The 18,345-nt window shown below is 52.5% G+C and carries 17 protein-coding genes and 1 other RNA gene; 12 read left to right on the top strand and 6 right to left on the bottom strand.

Annotated features, from left to right (window positions below):
- Positions 1–105: 105 nt before the first annotated feature.
- The 5 genes from BZG80_RS00750 to BZG80_RS00770 all read right to left on the bottom strand — a co-directional run bounded on the left by BZG80_RS00750 (position 106) and on the right by BZG80_RS00770 (position 5,714).
- Positions 106–2,058: a TonB-dependent receptor domain-containing protein gene (locus tag BZG80_RS00750; protein WP_077576220.1), complete on the bottom strand. Its 1,953-nt coding sequence runs from the start codon at positions 2,056–2,058 to the stop codon at positions 106–108.
- A gap of 294 nt (positions 2,059–2,352) precedes the next feature.
- The gene (locus tag BZG80_RS00755) at positions 2,353–2,904 is read right to left on the bottom strand and encodes a BON domain-containing protein (RefSeq protein WP_077576218.1); all 552 of its coding nucleotides are present in this window, start codon (positions 2,902–2,904) and stop codon (positions 2,353–2,355) included.
- A gap of 3 nt (positions 2,905–2,907) precedes the next feature.
- Positions 2,908–3,498 (bottom strand): phosphoheptose isomerase, encoded by a 591-nt coding sequence (locus tag BZG80_RS00760; protein ID WP_021022633.1) that lies wholly within the window; start codon positions 3,496–3,498, stop codon positions 2,908–2,910.
- 3 nt (positions 3,499–3,501) lie between these two features.
- Positions 3,502–3,867: a YraN family protein gene (locus BZG80_RS00765; protein WP_077576216.1), complete on the bottom strand. Its 366-nt coding sequence runs from the start codon at positions 3,865–3,867 to the stop codon at positions 3,502–3,504.
- A complete protein-coding gene (locus BZG80_RS00770) occupies positions 3,864–5,714 on the bottom strand; it encodes a penicillin-binding protein activator (RefSeq protein ID WP_158009958.1) in 1,851 nt (616 codons plus the stop codon). The genes BZG80_RS00765 and BZG80_RS00770 overlap by 4 nt, the downstream gene beginning before the upstream one ends.
- Positions 5,715–5,775: 61 nt before the next feature.
- Between BZG80_RS00770 and rsmI the strand changes: the two genes are divergently transcribed.
- A complete protein-coding gene (gene rsmI, locus BZG80_RS00775; RefSeq protein ID WP_021022630.1) occupies positions 5,776–6,633 on the top strand; it encodes a 16S rRNA (cytidine(1402)-2'-O)-methyltransferase in 858 nt (285 codons plus the stop codon).
- Between the two features lie 54 nt (positions 6,634–6,687).
- Positions 6,688–7,068, top strand: an RNA gene (rnpB, locus tag BZG80_RS00780) — RNase P RNA component class A.
- A gap of 49 nt (positions 7,069–7,117) precedes the next feature.
- Here the strand turns inward: rnpB and BZG80_RS15850 are convergent.
- Entirely contained in the window at positions 7,118–7,321 is a 204-nt protein-coding gene (locus BZG80_RS15850; protein WP_077459867.1) for a hypothetical protein, read from the bottom strand.
- Here BZG80_RS15850 and mraZ point away from each other — a divergent pair.
- From mraZ to murG, 10 genes are read left to right on the top strand one after another with little or no spacing between them, the layout of a single operon-like run.
- Positions 7,320–7,778: a division/cell wall cluster transcriptional repressor MraZ gene (gene mraZ, locus BZG80_RS00790; protein WP_021022628.1), complete on the top strand. Its 459-nt coding sequence runs from the start codon at positions 7,320–7,322 to the stop codon at positions 7,776–7,778. The two genes, BZG80_RS15850 and mraZ, sit on opposite strands and share 2 nt — an antisense overlap.
- A gap of 16 nt (positions 7,779–7,794) precedes the next feature.
- Complete coding sequence (gene rsmH / locus BZG80_RS00795; RefSeq protein ID WP_021022627.1) at positions 7,795–8,745, top strand: 16S rRNA (cytosine(1402)-N(4))-methyltransferase RsmH; 951 nt, start codon at positions 7,795–7,797, stop codon at positions 8,743–8,745.
- A gap of 3 nt (positions 8,746–8,748) precedes the next feature.
- Positions 8,749–9,078, top strand: a complete 330-nt coding sequence (ftsL, locus tag BZG80_RS00800) for a cell division protein FtsL (RefSeq protein ID WP_077459866.1) — start codon at positions 8,749–8,751, stop codon at positions 9,076–9,078.
- Positions 9,075–10,841, top strand: coding sequence for a penicillin-binding transpeptidase domain-containing protein (locus BZG80_RS00805; RefSeq protein ID WP_077678556.1), 1,767 nt, complete (start codon positions 9,075–9,077; stop codon positions 10,839–10,841). Before ftsL ends, BZG80_RS00805 begins: the two co-directional genes overlap by 4 nt.
- The gene (gene murE / locus BZG80_RS00810; protein WP_077678557.1) at positions 10,828–12,300 is read left to right on the top strand and encodes a UDP-N-acetylmuramoyl-L-alanyl-D-glutamate--2,6-diaminopimelate ligase; all 1,473 of its coding nucleotides are present in this window, start codon (positions 10,828–10,830) and stop codon (positions 12,298–12,300) included. The genes BZG80_RS00805 and murE overlap by 14 nt, the downstream gene beginning before the upstream one ends.
- The gene (locus BZG80_RS00815) at positions 12,297–13,664 is read left to right on the top strand and encodes a UDP-N-acetylmuramoyl-tripeptide--D-alanyl-D-alanine ligase (RefSeq protein WP_077678558.1); all 1,368 of its coding nucleotides are present in this window, start codon (positions 12,297–12,299) and stop codon (positions 13,662–13,664) included. Before murE ends, BZG80_RS00815 begins: the two co-directional genes overlap by 4 nt.
- Positions 13,664–14,746: a phospho-N-acetylmuramoyl-pentapeptide-transferase gene (mraY, locus tag BZG80_RS00820; protein ID WP_077678559.1), complete on the top strand. Its 1,083-nt coding sequence runs from the start codon at positions 13,664–13,666 to the stop codon at positions 14,744–14,746. The genes BZG80_RS00815 and mraY overlap by 1 nt, the downstream gene beginning before the upstream one ends.
- A gap of 2 nt (positions 14,747–14,748) precedes the next feature.
- Entirely contained in the window at positions 14,749–16,083 is a 1,335-nt protein-coding gene (gene murD / locus BZG80_RS00825; protein WP_077678560.1) for a UDP-N-acetylmuramoyl-L-alanine--D-glutamate ligase, read from the top strand.
- Positions 16,080–17,288 carry a cell division protein FtsW gene (gene ftsW, locus BZG80_RS00830; RefSeq protein WP_077678561.1) on the top strand — a complete coding sequence of 403 codons (1,209 nt, stop codon included), beginning with the start codon at positions 16,080–16,082 and terminating at the stop codon, positions 17,286–17,288. Before murD ends, ftsW begins: the two co-directional genes overlap by 4 nt.
- Positions 17,281–18,342: an undecaprenyldiphospho-muramoylpentapeptide beta-N-acetylglucosaminyltransferase gene (gene murG / locus BZG80_RS00835; RefSeq protein WP_021022619.1), complete on the top strand. Its 1,062-nt coding sequence runs from the start codon at positions 17,281–17,283 to the stop codon at positions 18,340–18,342. Before ftsW ends, murG begins: the two co-directional genes overlap by 8 nt.
- Positions 18,343–18,345: the final 3 nt, after the last annotated feature.

Consider the following 18,345-nt stretch of genomic DNA (forward strand, 5'->3'; position numbering starts at 1 on the left):
TGATGACATCAGTGCTTTGGCAAATCAATCGCGAGCGTGAAGAGATTAAAAAAGGGCCGATAACATATCGGCCCTTAGTTTATTTGATCATTCTCTAAGTGTGGTTTAGAAGCTGTAGCTCATACCTAAACGAACATCGCGCCCAGGCTCAGGCATGCTATTGCCGCTGCTTAAGGTAAACGAGCTATGCTCGCTGTATTCTTTGTCGAGCAGGTTATTGACCGCGAGTGAAACAGTAAGCCCCTGATAGGCTGCTGGCTGCCACTGTGCGCGTACATCATGAACCATGTAACCAGGTTTCTCGTGTTTACCTTCTGGCACATCGGTCAGCCTTTCCACTCCGGTAAGGGTATAGCCTAAGCTCACATCGGTATCGACTAGCTGATATTGCGTATCCCACACCCAAGTGTTACCGACTGACGCGCCAATTGCCATGGCGTCGCCCAAAGGATCGCCATTTTCATCTTCCATGTCGACGTAGCTATAGCTCAGTCGGGTATCGAGCTGCTTGAGCGCCCAGTTAACACTGGCTTCGACACCTTGGCTCGTCACATCATCCTCTAGATTGTAAAGGTAGTGTGGGTCACTACCGCGATCATACGCCTGGTAGTTTTCTATTTGAGTATTAAAGCCGGTGACTGCAAAACTCAGGATGTCTTGTTCGGCTAGCATCCCATAACCTTGCCATTCAACACCGATTTCAGCTTGTTTAGCTTGTTCGGGCTTTAAGCCTTTTTCCACATCAACGGCACCACCGATCAACAATACTTCGCGGGTTTTGGCACCGCGCACGGCTTCGCCGTAGCCAGCATGAAGACGGAGGTTATCAGTGGCTTGATAGCTCAGTTGTAGGTTCGGTGATACTTTACTGCCATCGATCTCGCCTGCTTGGCCATAATCGGTGTGGTAATCATCAAAACGGGCACCCCAAGCAATGCCAAGGTCGCCGATTGTCATTCTATCTTGCAAGAAAACACCAATGTTTCTGGCTTTGTCTTGGTTGTTAGGACCATTCGCTTCTTTATAGTCGATATTGTCGGTTTTTTGCTCGAACATATCGATGCCAGCGGTGAGGTCATGCTGCAAAGCACCGGTATTGAAACGCATACGATTACGAATATCACCGCCAATATTGCGTGAACGGCTGAATGTCTGGCTCTCAATGCGATCAAGGTCGAGGGTGTTTTGATAGAGCTTGGTGGTCAGTTCAATCCAGTTAGAATCCGGCGCCCAGCGATGTTGGAAAGAGAAGGTTTCGCGCTCGGTTTCTTGATAGCTCTGTGACTGACGGCTGAATTCAGGCATGTGCGCACGGATAAAGTAATCGCCCTCATCCGTCCGACGTTCGGCGCTAACACGAACATCATGATCACCGTGCTCAAGAAGCGAAAGCTTGATCAAGTAGCTTCGCTGTTGGCTGGCAGTAGCAGGTTGTAAATCACCACCACCGTGACGATAGTCGTCACTATTGCGACCTTTCATGTAGGCAAGAATGCCCAGTGATTCGCCAAGGCGACCATACACAGCGGAACTGCCCGAGGTCGCATTTGCCGCGCTTTCGTGGCCGGCGGAAAAACGGGCACCGATATCTTGCCCTGCGCGAAGCATGTCTTGCGCATCTTTGGTTTCAAAGCGGACGCTACCTCCTAATGCGCCAGGGCCACTATCAGCGCTAGCAGGTCCGGACTCTACGCCAACACGTTTGAGTAATTCAGGCTCAATATTTAAACGCCCTTGGTGATGGAACAGGTAGCCACCTTGAGCTGCACCATCAACGGTAATGTTGAGGTTGGTATCTTCAACACCGCGCAGATAGACCTTTTGTCCGGTGCCAATCCCGCCGCCGACGTTAATGCTGGCGGTATCGCGGAACATGTCTTCTAGATCTTGTGCCTGACGTGCTTCAAGCGCTTCGGCATTAACCGCTATTTTGCCTTGTAGGCTGTCAGCGGTGACAGTCACTGTCTCGACCGGCTTTGGGTCTTGAGCATGAGCGGGCAGACTGAGCGTTCCCGCGGCGATAAGAGCAAGGGTGAGCGGTCTTAAACGTAAATGCATGTCATACTCCTATGCAAATAGTTCTCATTTGATTGTGGGGCGGGACTATATCAAGGCGAGATCAAAATAACCAATAAAATCACATTAAAAATGCGTATTGTTACGATTATCATCTGCCTATGTTGCTAAATGGATAGACTATGTGACGTGTTTGTTTTTAATAAGAAAATAGAGAGGCAATCAGAAAGCTAATGCAGATGCTATGCGGTGGAAACGGACGAGAAAAGAATGAAGACGGAAAATAAGAGGGCCAGCAATCATGCCGGCCCACACAAAAGAATACGTCTTTTAACGTTAATCCTTTTTAGATTGAGGCGCATCTAGGTATTCAAACGCCTTAACCACGCCTTCTACACCGCGAATATTGCGCGCTATCTCAACCGCTTGGTCCGCTTGTGATTGGGTGACGGCGCCCATTAAAAACACTTCGCGGGCTTCAGTGACCACCTTGATATTTACCGCGCGTAACTGGTCATCGGCGACAAAGGCTGCTTTGACTCGGGTCGTTAGCCAGCTATCCGTACTGATATCGGCCAAGCCAACCATTGGCGTTTCACGGACTTCGTTATAGACAACATCGACGTTATCCAGGGCTCGGACCCGTTCAACCAGTTGCTGGGTGAGGGCCTGGTCGGTGCTTTGCCCGACTAACAGAACTTGCCCTTGAAACGATGCCGCTTTAACGCGAAGCTTATTTTTGAACGGGGCTTTGTTCACGATCCCGGCGGTATTGAGACCAATTTGGGTATCGTGCCACTCTTCTCCGGTCGTACGAGGATCGGAGGAATAAATGGCGGAACACGCTTGCAGCGTCAGTGCCAATATCAAGGTCATGATAACGCGCATGAATTATTCTCCGTGAGAAGGAAAGAGGACTTGGTCAATCAGGTCACACAAGCAATGGACAGTGAGTAGGTGTCCTTCTTGAATGCGCGCGGTACGTTGCGAGGGAATACGGACTTCGACATCACGCTGGCCAAGCAACCCGGCCATTTCGCCGCCGTCTTTCCCGGTTAACGCAATAATGGTCATATCACGGGTCACGGCAGCTTCCATCGCTTTGATGATGTCTTTACTGTTGCCGCTGGTGGATATGGCCAGAAGCACATCGCCCGCTTGCCCTAGCGCTCGTACTTGCTTGGAGAAGACTTCATCGTGGCTGTAGTCGTTGGCCACTGCGGTTAAGGTGGTAGTGTCTGTGGTGAGCGCCAAAGCCGGTAAGCTGGGACGCTCAGTCTCAAAGCGATTTAACAGGCAAGACGCAAAATGCTGGGCATTCGCGGCGGAACCGCCATTACCACAACACAAGATTTTGTTGCCGTTAAGTAGGCTTTGCACCATTACTTGTGCCGATTGTGATAGATACTCGGGAATCGCTTCTGCGGCCGCGATTTGGGTTTGAATACTTTCGGTAAAGCTCTCTTTAATGCTCTCTAGCATGACTTACCCTTGAACAATGTTTTGAATCCAGTTGACCGCCTCAACGCTGCCATCAAAGGTGACAGCGTCAAAGCGAAATTCGGTTTGCATACTTTTGATGCCGCGGCATTGCATCCAACGCTCAGCGGCGAGAATTAAACGACGTTGTTTGGTGGCGGTAATGCTCGCCGCCGCGCCACCAAAGCCGTGCCCGCGCCGGAAACGCACCTCGACAAACACCAAGCAACTGCCATCGCGCATCACAAGATCAATCTCGCCGCGACGACTATGGGCGTTTTTATCGAGCAGACTCAGCCCGTGGCGCATTAGGTATTGGCAAGCGTGTGCTTCGTAAGCCTGTCCTGTTGCTCTGGACTGAGGCTGTTTCACTGCGCCTCTCCGCGAGATTCCGTCTCAACAGGCTCAATGGCGGTTTGACCAAATCGCGCCCAGTCTAGCTGACGGTGGATAATACACTGATCGGCGAGTGAGAGTTGCCCCGTTTGACCATTTAGCTGATAACCCGGCTGGGCTTGCATTTGTGGTAGCCCCTTCAGCAGCTGGTAAGCATCCATCCCCAAGGCATGTAAGCGCGTGGTGTTGTTACTTGGCGATGGATGACGCTGTTGATAGCTTTTATACGCATCGCTTTGGGCGTGCACTAATAAAGGAATATCACTGAATTCGATGCCTTCAAGCTCGGCTAATTGGCCCATGCCATCGGCGCGGTTATTGCTACGCGAGCTTGCATAGAGTTTCGGCGGCAAGACATCGGGATTAATCGCGACCTCAATAAAGGGTTTTAATAAGGTCAGCTCAGCGGCACCGGCCACCATATAAACGGCGTCGATATCGCGACGGCTACGGGCTTGCGATTGTAAGGGTAAGTCGGTGAGTTTTTTCAGTTGTGAAATGCGGCGCTGACTGGCGTCTAAACCAAAGATATCACGAATGCGTGCTTGCATTTTATCACGATCACCGAGAGGCGCTTGCTCAACGTCTGTATCGGTGAGTGACTGCCAGCGGGCGGAAAATGCATCACGGATCCGTTGACCAAAGGCGGAGTCAGGGTAGAGCACTAAGGGGAACTGATACCCCTGCTGGTGAAGACGGTCGGCGGCTTGCGCGGCTTCTTGTTCGGGTGACAAGGTGAAGTAGCACACACCTTGCGTATAATTTTCATCCGTGGGCTGGTTAAGCGCCAATAAAGGCACTTGGCCGGCGAGCGCGTCACTGACTGCGGCGACTTTATGTTTCTGCAGTGGCCCCACCACGAAGTCGATGCCGTCATCACGGATACGTTGCGTGAGCGCATCGACATCCATGGCGTTGGTATCGTAAAAGCGCACACGAGGGCGTTGATCTGTTTTCGCATCAAGCATGGCTTCAATAAAGCCATCACGAATGGCATCCCCTTGATCAGCAAATTTATCCGTCAGTGGTAGCATTACCCCTACATTAGTGGGTTGTGTGATGGTCAGTGCTTGGATATCGGCCAAATTATCCGGTAAATACTGGTTCGCGGGGTGCGTAGGGTGCGACGCCAAGTAGGCATCTAATTGGCTTTGCATCTCGGCCAGATCGCGGGTGTAGCGGCGCGCGATGTCCAACAAGGTGACCCAACCGGCAAGGATGTCATCATCACTGGATTGAAGCTGTTTGATCTCGCGCTGGTTGAGCGATTGTAAATCTTGCCACAGCGTGTTCCATGCTTGCTGAGCTTGGTCGGATTCAATATAGCTGGCTAACCGGTGCTGATTGTTGACCGCGTCCAGGGCATTGCCTTGCTGACGCGCAATTTTGGCTTTTTGCTGGTAAAAACGGACATATTGTCCCTCGGTGAGCTGCCAATCAGGGGATAAGGCCAACGCTTGATCGGCTTGGGTTAGCTTGCCGGTTTGTGCCAAAAAGCGCCCACGCGCGAGTGTCCATTCAATACGCTGGTCCGTATTAAGATTGCGCTCAGCCAAGCGCTGCAGCAGCACATCCGCTTGGTTCAATTGCTGCTCGTTAATTAGCGCTTTTATCGCCAGTAAAAACCAGTCATTTTGCTTTTCACCTTGGCTGGTTTCGGCCTGCAACAAATAAAATGTCGAATTTTCCGTTGCCGGTTGACTGATGACATCACGCGCAGTTGGCGTGGTGGACGGCGCACTACAAGCCGCTAAAGCCAATGCTAAGGCTACAGGGGTAATAAGTCGTGTTACACTTTGACGCTTCTGGGTAAGTTTAACCATGAACATATTTCAACCGTGACAACGTTGCCCCTATCTTAATCGCCGAAGGGTTGTTAAACAAATGACTGATGCAAATCTATCCGACCATGCTCACCCCACGCTGTATATTGTGCCAACACCGATTGGTAATTTGGCTGATATTACCCAGCGTGCTCTTGATGTTTTAGCCAGTGTCGACGTGGTCGCGGCCGAAGATACGCGTCATACGGCTCGGTTGCTATCGCATTTTTCGATTAGTGCGAAAACTTTTGCGTTGCATGAGCACAATGAACAGCAGAAAGCCGCTGCATTGTTAACGCGCCTGCAACAAGGCCAGTCGATTGCATTAGTCTCTGATGCTGGCACCCCCTTGATTAGCGATCCGGGATATCACCTGGTCACTCAATGCCGTGAGGCGGGTGTCAGAGTGGTCCCATTGCCTGGCGCCTGCGCGGTAGTCACCGCATTAAGTGCATCGGGTTTGCCTTCAGACCGTTTTAGTTTTGAAGGGTTCCTGCCTCCTAAGACAAAAGCGCGACAAGATACGTTCCGTGAATTGGCCGATGATCCGCGTACCTTGATTTTCTATGAGTCACCGCACCGTATTCGTGACAGCTTGGCGGATATGCGCGAGGTACTGGGCGACGCGCGTCGCGTGGTGTTGGCGCGCGAACTAACGAAAACCTTTGAAACCATCCATGGGGCACCGTTGGGTGAACTCATTGAGTGGTTGAGTGAGGATCCTAACCGCTTACGTGGAGAAATGGTGTTATTGGTCGCCGGCCATCGCGCGGATAAAACGGCTTTGCCAACCGCGGCGTGTCATGCGCTGGGTCTATTGGCGGCCGAGTTACCGTTAAAAAAAGCAGCCGCGTTAGTCGCGGAATTATATGCGGTGAAAAAAAACGCACTCTATAAATGGGGCCTAGAGAATTTATAGCTGAGCGCGATTTACGCTGGCTTGCGTGAATATTCTTCTATATACTCCCCCGCTCGAGTTGGCCGGGTAATCGCTGCTTTATTGATGTCCTTTGGGAGACTGATAAAGGGGAGGAAAGTCCGGGCTCCTCAGGGCAGGGTGCCAGGTAACGCCTGGGAGGCGCGAGCCTACGACCAGTGCAGCAGAGAGTATACCGCCGATGGCTCTTCGGAGCACAGGTAAGGGTGAAAGGGTGCGGTAAGAGCGCACCGCGCGACTGGCAACAGTTCGTGGCACGGTAAACTCCACCCGGAGCAAGACCAAATAGGTCCCTATCGGCGCGGCCCGCGTTTGGGGACGGGTAGGTTGCTGGAGCCTGTGAGCGATTGCAGGCCTAGACGAATGGTTACCACCGTTTTTACGGTACAGAACCCGGCTTACAGGCCAACTCACCTCCTTTTAGGGCGAGCCTTTTTGGCTCGCCCTCTCTTTTTCAGCGTTTGAGTCAGACGATTTGGTTATAACCGAATGTCATCGGCTTGTTTATGTATTGATTAAGCCGCTGAAAACCTTCTTTAATCTTCCCAGGTGTGATCTTGCTCACTGTCATGGCTTGCTTGACTTTCTTTTTACCTGCTACGTACACTTCTGGGTGGGAAAATGTGGTGTAAAGTGGATAATCTTGGTGAAAAAGGGAAAATAACGTCATGTTACGTGGCGTCAGCGCCATTTCGGTCGATAAAAAAGGGCGACTTGCTCTGCCAACGCGCTATCGCGATGGGTTAATTCACCATTGTGATGGCCAGTTTGTGTGCACGATCGATCACCAACTTCCTTGCTTGGCGCTGTACCCGGTCCCGGAATGGGAAGTGATTGAGGCGAAGTTATCGCAGTTATCCAGCTTTCAACCTGCAGAGCGACGCCTGCAGCGTTTATTACTTGGCCATGCGTTTGACTGTGAAATGGACGGACAAGGTCGCTTATTACTGCCTGCGACCTTGCGCCAATATGCCGGGTTAGACGGCAAAGCGATGCTGGTTGGCCAACTCAACAAATTTGAGATTTGGGACGAGCAGACGTGGCAGGCACAAATTCGCCAGGATATGGACACACAGGCGGAATCAACCCCGATGCTCAGTGAGCGGTTAGCAGACCTCTCATTGTAAATAATGAAGTGAATGTATGTCAGAACAATATACCCATGTTTCCGTCCTATTAAATGAATCAGTGGACGGCCTTGCGATTAAACCCGATGGCATCTATGTCGATGGTACTTTTGGTCGCGGCGGTCACTCGCGCCATATCTTGTCGCAATTGGGTGATAACGGTCGCCTGTATGCTATCGATCGCGATCCACGCGCGATCGAAGAGGCAAATTCCATCGATGATCCGCGTTTCCAGATTATTCATGGCCCGTTTTCTGAGATAGCGTCGTACCTCAGTGAGCGTGGGCTAGCGGAAAAGGTCGATGGGATCCTCCTTGATTTGGGCGTGTCTTCGCCCCAGCTTGACGACCCTAGCCGTGGCTTCAGTTTTATGCATGATGGCCCGCTTGATATGCGTATGGATCCGAGCACCGGCCAGTCGGCCGCACAGTGGTTAGAAACCGCCAGTGTCGATGATATTGTTTGGGTATTAAAAGTGTTCGGCGAAGAGCGTTTTGCGCGCCGGATTGCTAATGCCATTGTTCGTCACCGTGAAGATGAAGAAGCACCTGCGCTGACCACGACCAATCAGCTTGCCAAGCTGATTGATCACGCGGTGCCGTTTAGAGAGAAGAAAAAGCACCCTGCGACACGTAGCTTTCAAGCGATTCGGATTTACATCAACAGTGAGCTGGATGAAATCGAGCAAGCACTGCAAGGCGCGCTCGCCAGTTTAGCCCCGAGTGGACGCTTATCAGTGATTAGCTTTCACTCGTTAGAAGATCGCATGGTCAAGCGCTTTATCCGTAAGCAAAGTAAAGGACCGGATGTGCCCAAAGGGGTGCCTTTGACCGAAGCACAGATTGCCGAGCTCGGTTCGGCGGCAATGAAGCCGATTGGCAAGGCGATTAAACCGTCCGCGGAAGAAGTGGCGCATAACGCCCGGGCGCGAAGCTCGGTATTACGCGTGGCGGAAAAGTTAGGATAACGCATGAAACCGCGCCCAAGCCTCGCTAAGCAGATAGGCCAGGATGTATTGGCAATCGGGAAGTTGCCATTAGGGTTACTGCTGGCGGTATTGGTTTCGGCGATTGCCGTGGTATCGATGACCCAATCAACGCGTAATTTGATTGCCAAACAGGACGCGCTATTAGAGCAACGTGAAACCCTTGAAGTGGAGTGGCGCAATCAATTGTTAGAGGAAAATGCGTTGTCTGAACATAGCCATGTGGAATCCGTGGCGCGTCAGTCTTTTGACATGATTCGTCCCACCAGTGAGAACGAAGTGATTGTAACGCGACCTTTGAGTAACGACCGGTGAAAAAACGTTCTACTAAGTCAACTAATCGCCGTACACCCAAAGCGCCACCGGTATTGATTCAGTGGCGCTTTGGTCTTGTCTGCGTATTTATTGGCTTAGCCTTGGCTGCCTTGGTGGCGCGCGCCGCTTATATCCAAGTGATTGAGCCCGATCGGTTACGCCACGAAGGGGATCTGCGTTCGATACGAACAGAGCAGGTTCCTTCCGCGCGAGGCATGATCACCGACCGTCAAGGTGAGGCACTCGCGATCAGTGTGCCTGTTCAAGCCGTGTGGGCGGATCCGGTGACGGTATTCAAACACCAAGGGTTAAAAAACGTCGATCGCTGGCATGCGCTTGCGGATGTTTTGGGGTTAGATCGGCAAGCCTTGATTGATAAAATTCAGGCTAATCGGCAGCGGCGTTTTATTTATCTGCAACGTCAAGTGCGCCCAGCCATGGCAGCGTACGTTGATAAGCTTGAGTTACCTGGCATAGGGTTAAAAGCTGAGTCACGCCGCTTTTATCCCAGTGCGGAAGTCAGTGCACACCTTGTTGGGATGACTGGGATTGACGGCCATGGTTTAGAAGGGATCGAACGCCGATTTGATGATTGGTTAGCGGGTGAGCATGGTAAACGCACGGTGCGTAAAGACCGATTTGGCCGTGTCGTGGAGCATATTGCCACCGAAGATAAAAAAGAAGGCCAGTCGCTGACGCTGAGCATCGATCAGCGTCTTCAAGCCATTGCGTATCGTGCTATCAAACAAGCCGTCGCCGATTACCGCGCCACCTCGGGCTCTTTGGTGATGGTGGACGTGAAGACCGGTGAAGTGATGGCCATGGTCAACGCCCCCTCCTATAACCCCAATAATCGTAGCTCACTCAAAAGCTTTAACATGCGTAATCGCGCGATTACTGATGTGTTTGAACCGGGCTCAACCATGAAGCCTTTTGTGGTACTCACTGCATTAGAAAACGGTGTTGCCGATATGGACACCGTAATAGATACCGGCAACGGCATTATGCAAATCGGTGGCAGTCGAGTGCGTGATGTTTCTAAAGTCGGCAAAGCTAACCTTGCGCGTATTCTCAAAAAATCCAGTAATATCGGTGTGAGTAAACTCTCATTAGCCATGCCTGTAGAGACCTTATTAGGTCAATATGGCAGCTTTGGGCTCGGCACCGGTACGGGCGTTGAGCTGGTTGGTGAATCAGTGGGCCATTTCCCCTCTCGGCGTCGTTGGTCAGATTTTGAACGTGCCACGCTAGCCTTTGGCTATGGATTATCGGTGACACCGACTCAGCTTGTGCGTGCTTATGCCACGCTAGGGTCGCTGGGCATTAATCGACCACTGAGCATTTTAAAGCGTGAAGGCGTCACAGAAGGTAAGCAAGTTGCCTCGCGCGAAAATACCTATAAAGTCCTGCAAATGCTGGAAGGGGTGACCCAAGAAGGCGGCAGTGCGCGTCGTGCCGCGGTTGATGGCTATCGCGTTGGCGCCAAAACCGGGACCGCGAAAGTCGCTGTCGCCGGTGGCTATGGCGACGAATATATTGGTTACACCGCGGGGCTGGCACCCATTAGCGATCCTAAGCTGGCCATGGTGGTGGTGATCAACGAGCCGCAAGGCGATAAATATTATGGGGGGCAGGTCGCGGCACCTGTGTTTTCGAGCGTGATGAAAAGCGCACTCCAGATTTTAAACATTGCACCGGATGCCGGTACGGGTCCGGCGTTGCAAGTAGCAAAGCATGCAAATGAAGTGAATGGCGATGAATGATTTAAACCAATGGCTGAGCCCTTGGCTGGCGGATGTGCCCTCGATGCCGGTACGGCACCTATCCTTGGATAGCCGCAAAATCCGTCAAGGTGATGTATTCGTGGCGATAAAAGGGCACCAAGTTGATGGTCGCCAGTTTATCGATACCGCGATTCAGGCCGGTGCTGTGGCTGTGGTGCAGCAAGCGGAGCAAAATGCTGTGCAGTGGTATCAGAATGTGCCGCTCATCAGTTTATGCGTTTTACCTGCTTCCTTATCGGCATTAGCCGCGCGTTTTTATCAGCACCCGCAACAGCACATAGGCATGATTGGCGTGACCGGCACCAATGGTAAAACCACAGTCTCCCAATTGATTGCACAGTGGTTAGATGCCTTAGGTGAGCGGACCGCGGTGATGGGCACCACCGGCAATGGCTTTATTGGCCAATTAGAAGCGGCGGAAAACACCACGGGCGATGCCATTGGTATTCAAGCCCAGCTTGCGGCGTTTGCGCAGCAAGGTGCACGCCATGTCGCGATGGAAGTGTCTTCACATGGCTTGGTGCAAGGGCGCGTTGCTAGCCTCGCGTTTAATGCGGCCGTGTTTACCAATTTAAGCCATGATCATCTCGATTATCACGGCACCTTAGATGCCTATGCGGCGGCGAAAAAGCAACTGTTTGATTTGGGCTCTCCGCTCAAAGTGATAAACGCTGACGATGCCGTGGGGCGCACTTGGCTCCAGCAATGGCCTGACGCGATTGCCGTCGCTATGCAGCCCGACGCATTAAGTGCTCACGCCGGCCGGTATGTACTGGCACAGTCGGTGACCTATACCACCGAGGGGGTCTGTGTTCGTATTGACTCTTCGTGGGGCCAGGGTGACATGTATGCAGAGTTAGTGGGTGATTTTAATGTCAGCAACCTCCTCGTGAGCCTGGCGACCTTGCTGGGGCTGGGTTATTCGTTATCAACCTTGTTGGCGAGTAGTCAGCAGTTACAAGCGGTTGTGGGGCGCATGGAGGTTTTTCTTGCGCCTGACAAACCGACCGTGGTGGTTGACTATGCTCACACGCCCGATGCGCTTGAGAAAGCACTACTGGCCTTACGACGTCATTGCATCGGCGCACTTTGGTGTGTATTTGGCTGTGGCGGCGATCGTGATACGCGTAAACGCCCGGTGATGGCCCGAGTGGCTGAACAGCATGCCGACAAGGTGGTGTTGACCAATGATAACCCTCGCGGTGAGGCCCCTGAGTTGATCACGCAAGATATGCTCGCGGGGCTGCACAACCCCGAACGTGTATGGGTAGAGCATGACCGCGCTCAAGCGGTGACGCAGGTCATCGAGCAAGCGCAAGCCAACGACATTGTCTTGGTGGCGGGCAAGGGCCATGAAGACTATCAAGTGCTCGCGCATGGAAAGGTGCATTACTCTGACCGCGAGACGGTCGCGGCGCGACTCAAGGAGTTATCATGATTCGGACAACCCTCAGCACATTGGCGAATGCGATAGGGGCCACTGTGTATTATGCCGATCACGCGTCGGGTACGCCGCCGATCGATGCCATTACCACCGATACGCGTGAGCTGCGCGCGGGGGCACTATTTGTCGCGCTGAAAGGTGACCGTTTTGATGGCCACGATTTTGCTGAGCAGGCAAAAGCTTCAGGCGCCGCCGCGATGGTGGTTTCGCGCCAGTTGGACATTGATATTCCCCAATTGCTGGTGGACGATACACGCCTTGCCCTGGGTCAGTTAGGCGCTTGGGTCAAACAGCAATGCCAGGTGCCGACCATTGCGATCACGGGGAGCTGCGGTAAGACCACAGTCAAACAAATGCTGGCGGCGATCTTGGCACAGAAAGGATCCACGTTATCGACTGCCGGCAACTTCAATAATGATATTGGTGTTCCGCTGACGTTGTTTCGACTCACTCCTGCACACCACTATGCGGTGATTGAACTCGGCGCTAACCATATTGGTGAAATTGCTTATACCACATCATTGGTCAAGCCTGATATTGCCGTGGTCACTAACTTAGCCGCGGCCCATCTCGAAGGGTTCGGCTCATTAGAGGGAGTGGCTGTTGCCAAAGGCGAAATTTATCAAGGGCTGCCCGAAGGCGGGATAGCGTTGGTGAATCAGGGTAGCCACGGTGGTGATACATGGGGTGACGTCCTGGCAGATAAGCAGGTGATTGCGGTAACAGACACGCAAGCCGCCCCCCTGACCTTGATTGATAGTGCCCTGACAACCGCGGGCTGTTATCAGCTCACGCTGAGTGACGGACAGAGCCAACAGTCGGTGATGCTGCCGCTACCGGGCAAGCACAATATTATCAATGCGTTAATGGCCGGTTGTGCAGCGATGCAGTTACCCGGCGTGAGTCTGGTGGATGTCGTGGCCGGGCTTGAGTCGGTAGAAAACGTCGCAGGACGCACACAAGTGAGTGAGCCTCGCCCAGGGTTACGGCTGATTGATGATACCTATAACGCCAGTGTCCCAGCGATGAAGTCTGCCATTGATGTTTTAGCCAGCTATCCAGGTGAGCGTTGGTTGATCGTCGGTGATATGGCAGAGCTGGGTGAATACAGTGAGCAAATGCACCGTGAAGTTGGAGAGCATGCGGCGCAAGCTGCTGTTAACCGTGTCTTCACGACCGGACGCGATAGCCGTGTGATCAGCGAACGCTGTGGCGGCGATCATTTTGACAGTAAAGAGGCGCTGATTGCGCACGTAGTAGCCATGATAAAAACACAAACACCTGACACGATACTGATTAAAGGCGCCCGAGGGATGGCGATGGAAGCGGTTGTCACCGCAATCAAGGAGGCTTGCTAATGCTTTTATGGCTAGCGGAAGTACTACAAAACCTTTTACCCTCAATGCGCTTGTTTGAATACCTGACATTTCGCGCCATTGTTAGTGCACTGACGGCATTGATTTTCTCGCTTTGGGCCGGCCCACGTCTGATTCGACGTTTACAGTCGATGCAGATTGGTCAAGTTGTTCGCGAGGAGGGCCCCGAATCTCACTTTAGCAAACGCGGTACGCCGACGATGGGCGGGGTCTTAATTGTTGCTGCCATTAGTTTAACCGTTTTGTTGTGGGCCGATTTATCCAACCCCTATGTGTGGGCTGTGATGGTCGTGCTACTGGGATACGGTGCGATTGGTTTTGTTGATGACTACCGCAAGGTAGTGCGTAAAAATACCGATGGATTAGTCGCCCGCTGGAAGTACTTTTGGCAATCTGCGATCGCACTCGGGGTGGCGTTCGCGCTCTACGCCCATGGCAATGACACCGCGGCGACACAACTGGTGGTGCCTTTCTTTAAAGACGTGATGCCCCAGCTTGGTCTGTTTTATATTGTCTTCACTTACTTTGTCATCGTGGGAACTAGCAATGCGGTGAACCTTACTGATGGCTTAGATGGCTTGGCCATTTTGCCAACCGTGATGGTTGCCGGCGGCTTCGCCTTTATTGCTTGGGCGACCGGTAACGTCAATTTCGCCAGCTACCTGCATATTCCGTATATCGAATACAGCAGTGAACTGGTTGTGGTTTGTGCGGCCATTGTTGGCGCGGGGCTGGGCTTTTTGTGGTTCAACACTTATCCGGCGCAAGTTTTTATGGGCGATGTGGGCTCACTGGCGTTGGGCGGTGCATTGGGCACGATCGCCGTGCTGGTCCGTCAAGAATTGCTATTGATCATCATGGGCGGGGTGTTCGTGATGGAAACCATCTCAGTGATCTTGCAGGTAGGCTCGTACAAACTGCGGGGACAACGGATTTTCCGTATGGCGCCGATTCATCACCATTATGAATTGAAAGGCTGGCCAGAGCCTCGGGTGATCGTACGGTTTTGGATTATTTCTTTGATGCTGGTGTTGATTGCCCTCGCCACCTTGAAGGTCCGTTAACCATGACGCAACCAGGCCACCGCACATTAACCGAGTTTAAGCATATCGTGGTGATGGGGCTGGGGATCACCGGCCTCTCAGTGGTGAACTTTATTGCTCGCTATCATCCTGACGCCATGATCCGCGTGATGGATTCGCGCCAATCCCCTCCTGGAGAGGCGCAGCTGCCAGAGACGGTCGCACGACATACGGGAAGTTGGCATTCGGCATGGCTGGCGTCAGCTGACTTGGTGGTGATTAATCCTGGTATCTCGCTTGCCACCCCCGTCTTGGCGCCTGTTCATGCCGCGGGCACGCCCATTGTTGGTGATATTGAACTCTTCGCTTGGTACTGCGATAAGCCCGCAGTGGCGATTACCGGTTCAAATGGCAAAAGTACGGTCACGGCGCTGGTGGGAGAAATGGCGAAAGCTGACGGCATTAATGTGGGCGTGGGCGGTAATATCGGCGTGGCGGCACTGGATTTGCTCGACAAAGGCCACGACCTCTATGTGTTAGAGCTGTCCAGCTTTCAATTGGAAACCACTAAGTCATTGACCCTTCAAGGCGCCGCCTTCTTGAACTTCTCAGAAGATCACATGGACAGGTATCAAAGCTTGGCGGATTATCGGGCGGCGAAATGTCGTATTTTTACCCATGCAACTACCTTGATCGGCAATGCAGATGATGCACAGACACAGATTGATGCCGACATGTGTTTGTTTGGCTTTAGCCAGGGCGATTACTGTTTGTGCACTGACGATGGGCAAGCGTGGTTATCGGCGCAAGGAAAGCCTGTGCTACCGGTGTCCTCACTGAGCCTTGTTGGTCGCCATAATGTAGCAAACAGCCTCGCGGCCATGGCATTGGCTGATAGTGTCGGGGTGAGCCAGCCCGCTCAAATCACCGCGCTGCGCACTTACACTGGACTGGCACATCGTTGTCAAAAAGTCGCTGAGCACCAAGGTGTGATCTGGGTGAATGACTCCAAAGCCACCAATGTTGCCAGTACGTTAGCGGCGCTTGATGGTCTTGAAGTGAGCGGTTACTTACACTTGTTAGTAGGCGGAGAGGGTAAAGGCGCCGACTTTAGTGTGTTGCAGCCTGCACTCGCCAAGTTACCTGTCAGGCTTTACTGTTTTGGTAAAGATCAAGCTCAATTAGCCGCACTGGACGCGTCGGCACAGTGCTTTGATACCCTGCAACACGCCATCGATGCCGCGGCAATGGCTGCAACGAAAGGCGACATGGTATTGCTGTCGCCAGCGTGTGCAAGTTTGGATCAATTTACTAACTTTGCCGCTCGTGGTCAGGCGTTTGTTGCCGGCGTAGAATCTGTTATCGCGAGGCCGTTATGACAGCAGTGCGTGCATTCCCCAAATATTGTTGGCAGTGGATCCGAACGCCATCGCCGGGGGTACTGTACGATCGCCAATTGGTGTGGACGTCTCTGCTCCTAATGGTTATTGGCCTTGTCATGGTCACCTCAGCCTCGCTCCCGGTTGGATTACGACTGGCGGATGCCCCCTTTTTGTTTGCCAAACGCCATGCCTTTTATTTGCTGGTTGCCATGTTGGCGGCGGTGGCGGTGATGTATATCCCTGTCAAACTTTGGCAGCGCTACAGTGGCTACATGTTATTGATCTCATCGATTCTCTTGCTGGCGGTGTTGGTGGTGGGTCGTTCGGTCAATGGCGCGGTACGATGGATTTCTATCGCGGGGATCAATATCCAACCGGCGGAGATTGCCAAGTTATCTTTATTTGTCTTTTTAGCCGGGTATCTGGTGCGCCGCCATGGTGAAGTCCGTGAACATTTCCGTGGTTTTGCCAAGCCGCTGGCTGTGTTGCTGCTGTTTGCGGGGTTGTTGCTGATTCAACCAGATTTAGGCTCAGTGGTGGTGATGTTTGTGACCACCGTGGGCATGTTGTTTATGGCTGGGGCAAAATTGTGGCAGTTTATCGCCTTGTTGATGACGGGCCTGACCTTGGTCGCGGGCTTAATCATTGCTGAACCCTATCGAGTGCGGCGAGTCACTGCGTTTTTAGATCCTTGGCAAGACCCGTTTGGCAGCGGCTACCAGCTGACGCAATCTCTGATGGCATTTGGACGTGGCGGCTGGTTTGGCCAAGGACTAGGGAATTCGATTCAAAAGTTAGAGTATTTACCGGAGGCGCACACTGACTTTGTCTTTGCGGTCATTGCCGAGGAACTCGGACTCGTGGGTGTAAGTGTGATTCTGTGTCTTATTTTTTTCCTCGTATTCAAAGCGCTTTTCATTGGAAAGCACTGTCTGGCGCAAAACCAGTTATTCGGTGGTTTTTTAGCCTTTGGCATTGGCATTTGGTTTGCCTTTCAAACCCTGGTGAATGTCGGTGCGGCGGCGGGCATGTTGCCGACCAAAGGGTTAACCTTGCCACTGATCAGCTACGGGGGATCGAGCTTGGTGATTATGGCAGTCGCGGTGGCCTTGTTACTGCGCATTGATCACGAATACCGCTTAGCGACGTCTCAAGCGCACCAAAAAACCCCTTATCAAGGTAAAGATCATAAACATGACTAAAAAACGATTATTAGTGATGGCAGGCGGGACCGGTGGTCATGTATTTCCCGGCCTTGCGGTCGCCAAGTTTTTAGAAAAGCAGGGATGGGAAATCTGTTGGCTCGGTACCGCTGATCGCATGGAAGCCGAACTCGTTCCCAAATATGGTATCGAGATCGCATTTATTCGTGTCAAAGGCTTGATTGGATCCGGACTGATGCGCAAGCTACGAGCCCCTTGGATGATTGTCAGTGCCATTTGGCAGGCACGCCAAGTGATTAAACGTGTCAAACCCGATGCGGTGTTGGGCATGGGCGGTTATGTCAGTGGCCCAGGCGGAATCGCCGCTTGGTTAAGTGGTGTGCCAGTGATCCTCCATGAGCAAAATGCCGTGGCGGGGCTGACCAATCAGTGGTTAGCCAAAGTTGCCAAGCAAGTGTTGCAAGCCTTCCCGGGCGCGTTTGATGGGCAGCCGGTGGTTGGGAATCCCGTACGTCGAGACGTGTGTGACCTCCCGGATCCCGCGCAACGATTCGCAGACCGTCAAGGTGCACTACGTATTTTGGTGATGGGGGGCAGTCAAGGCGCACGTATCCTCAATCAAACGGTGCCTGAGGCAATGCCACGGCTAGAACAGTCGGTGACGGTGCGTCATCAAGCCGGAAAAAATAATGCGGAAAAGACGCTTTCCGCTTATCAACACGCCGGAATGGTCGATGTTGATGTGAGCGAATTTATTGATGACGTAGCCGAGGCTTACGCTTGGGCCGATGTGGTAATTTGTCGAAGCGGCGCGCTTACCGTGTCTGAATTAGCGGCGGCTGGCGTTGGGGCGATTTTTGTCCCCTTTATGCATGCAGATAGGCAACAAGCACTCAACGGTGATTACTTAGTCTCCCGTGGTGCGGCTTTAATGATTGAGCAGCCATCACTGACCGCCCAGTCACTGGCGGAAACAATCAATCGGTTAGACCGCCACCGCCTGTTAGCGATGGCGACGGCGGCGCGTGACGCTGCCATTATTGATGCAGATGCCCGCGTTGCGGATGCTATTACCGCACACGCAAACACATAGAGA

Source organism: Salinivibrio sp. MA440 (genome assembly GCF_001996265.1).
Lineage (GTDB): Bacteria > Pseudomonadota > Gammaproteobacteria > Enterobacterales > Vibrionaceae > Salinivibrio > Salinivibrio costicola.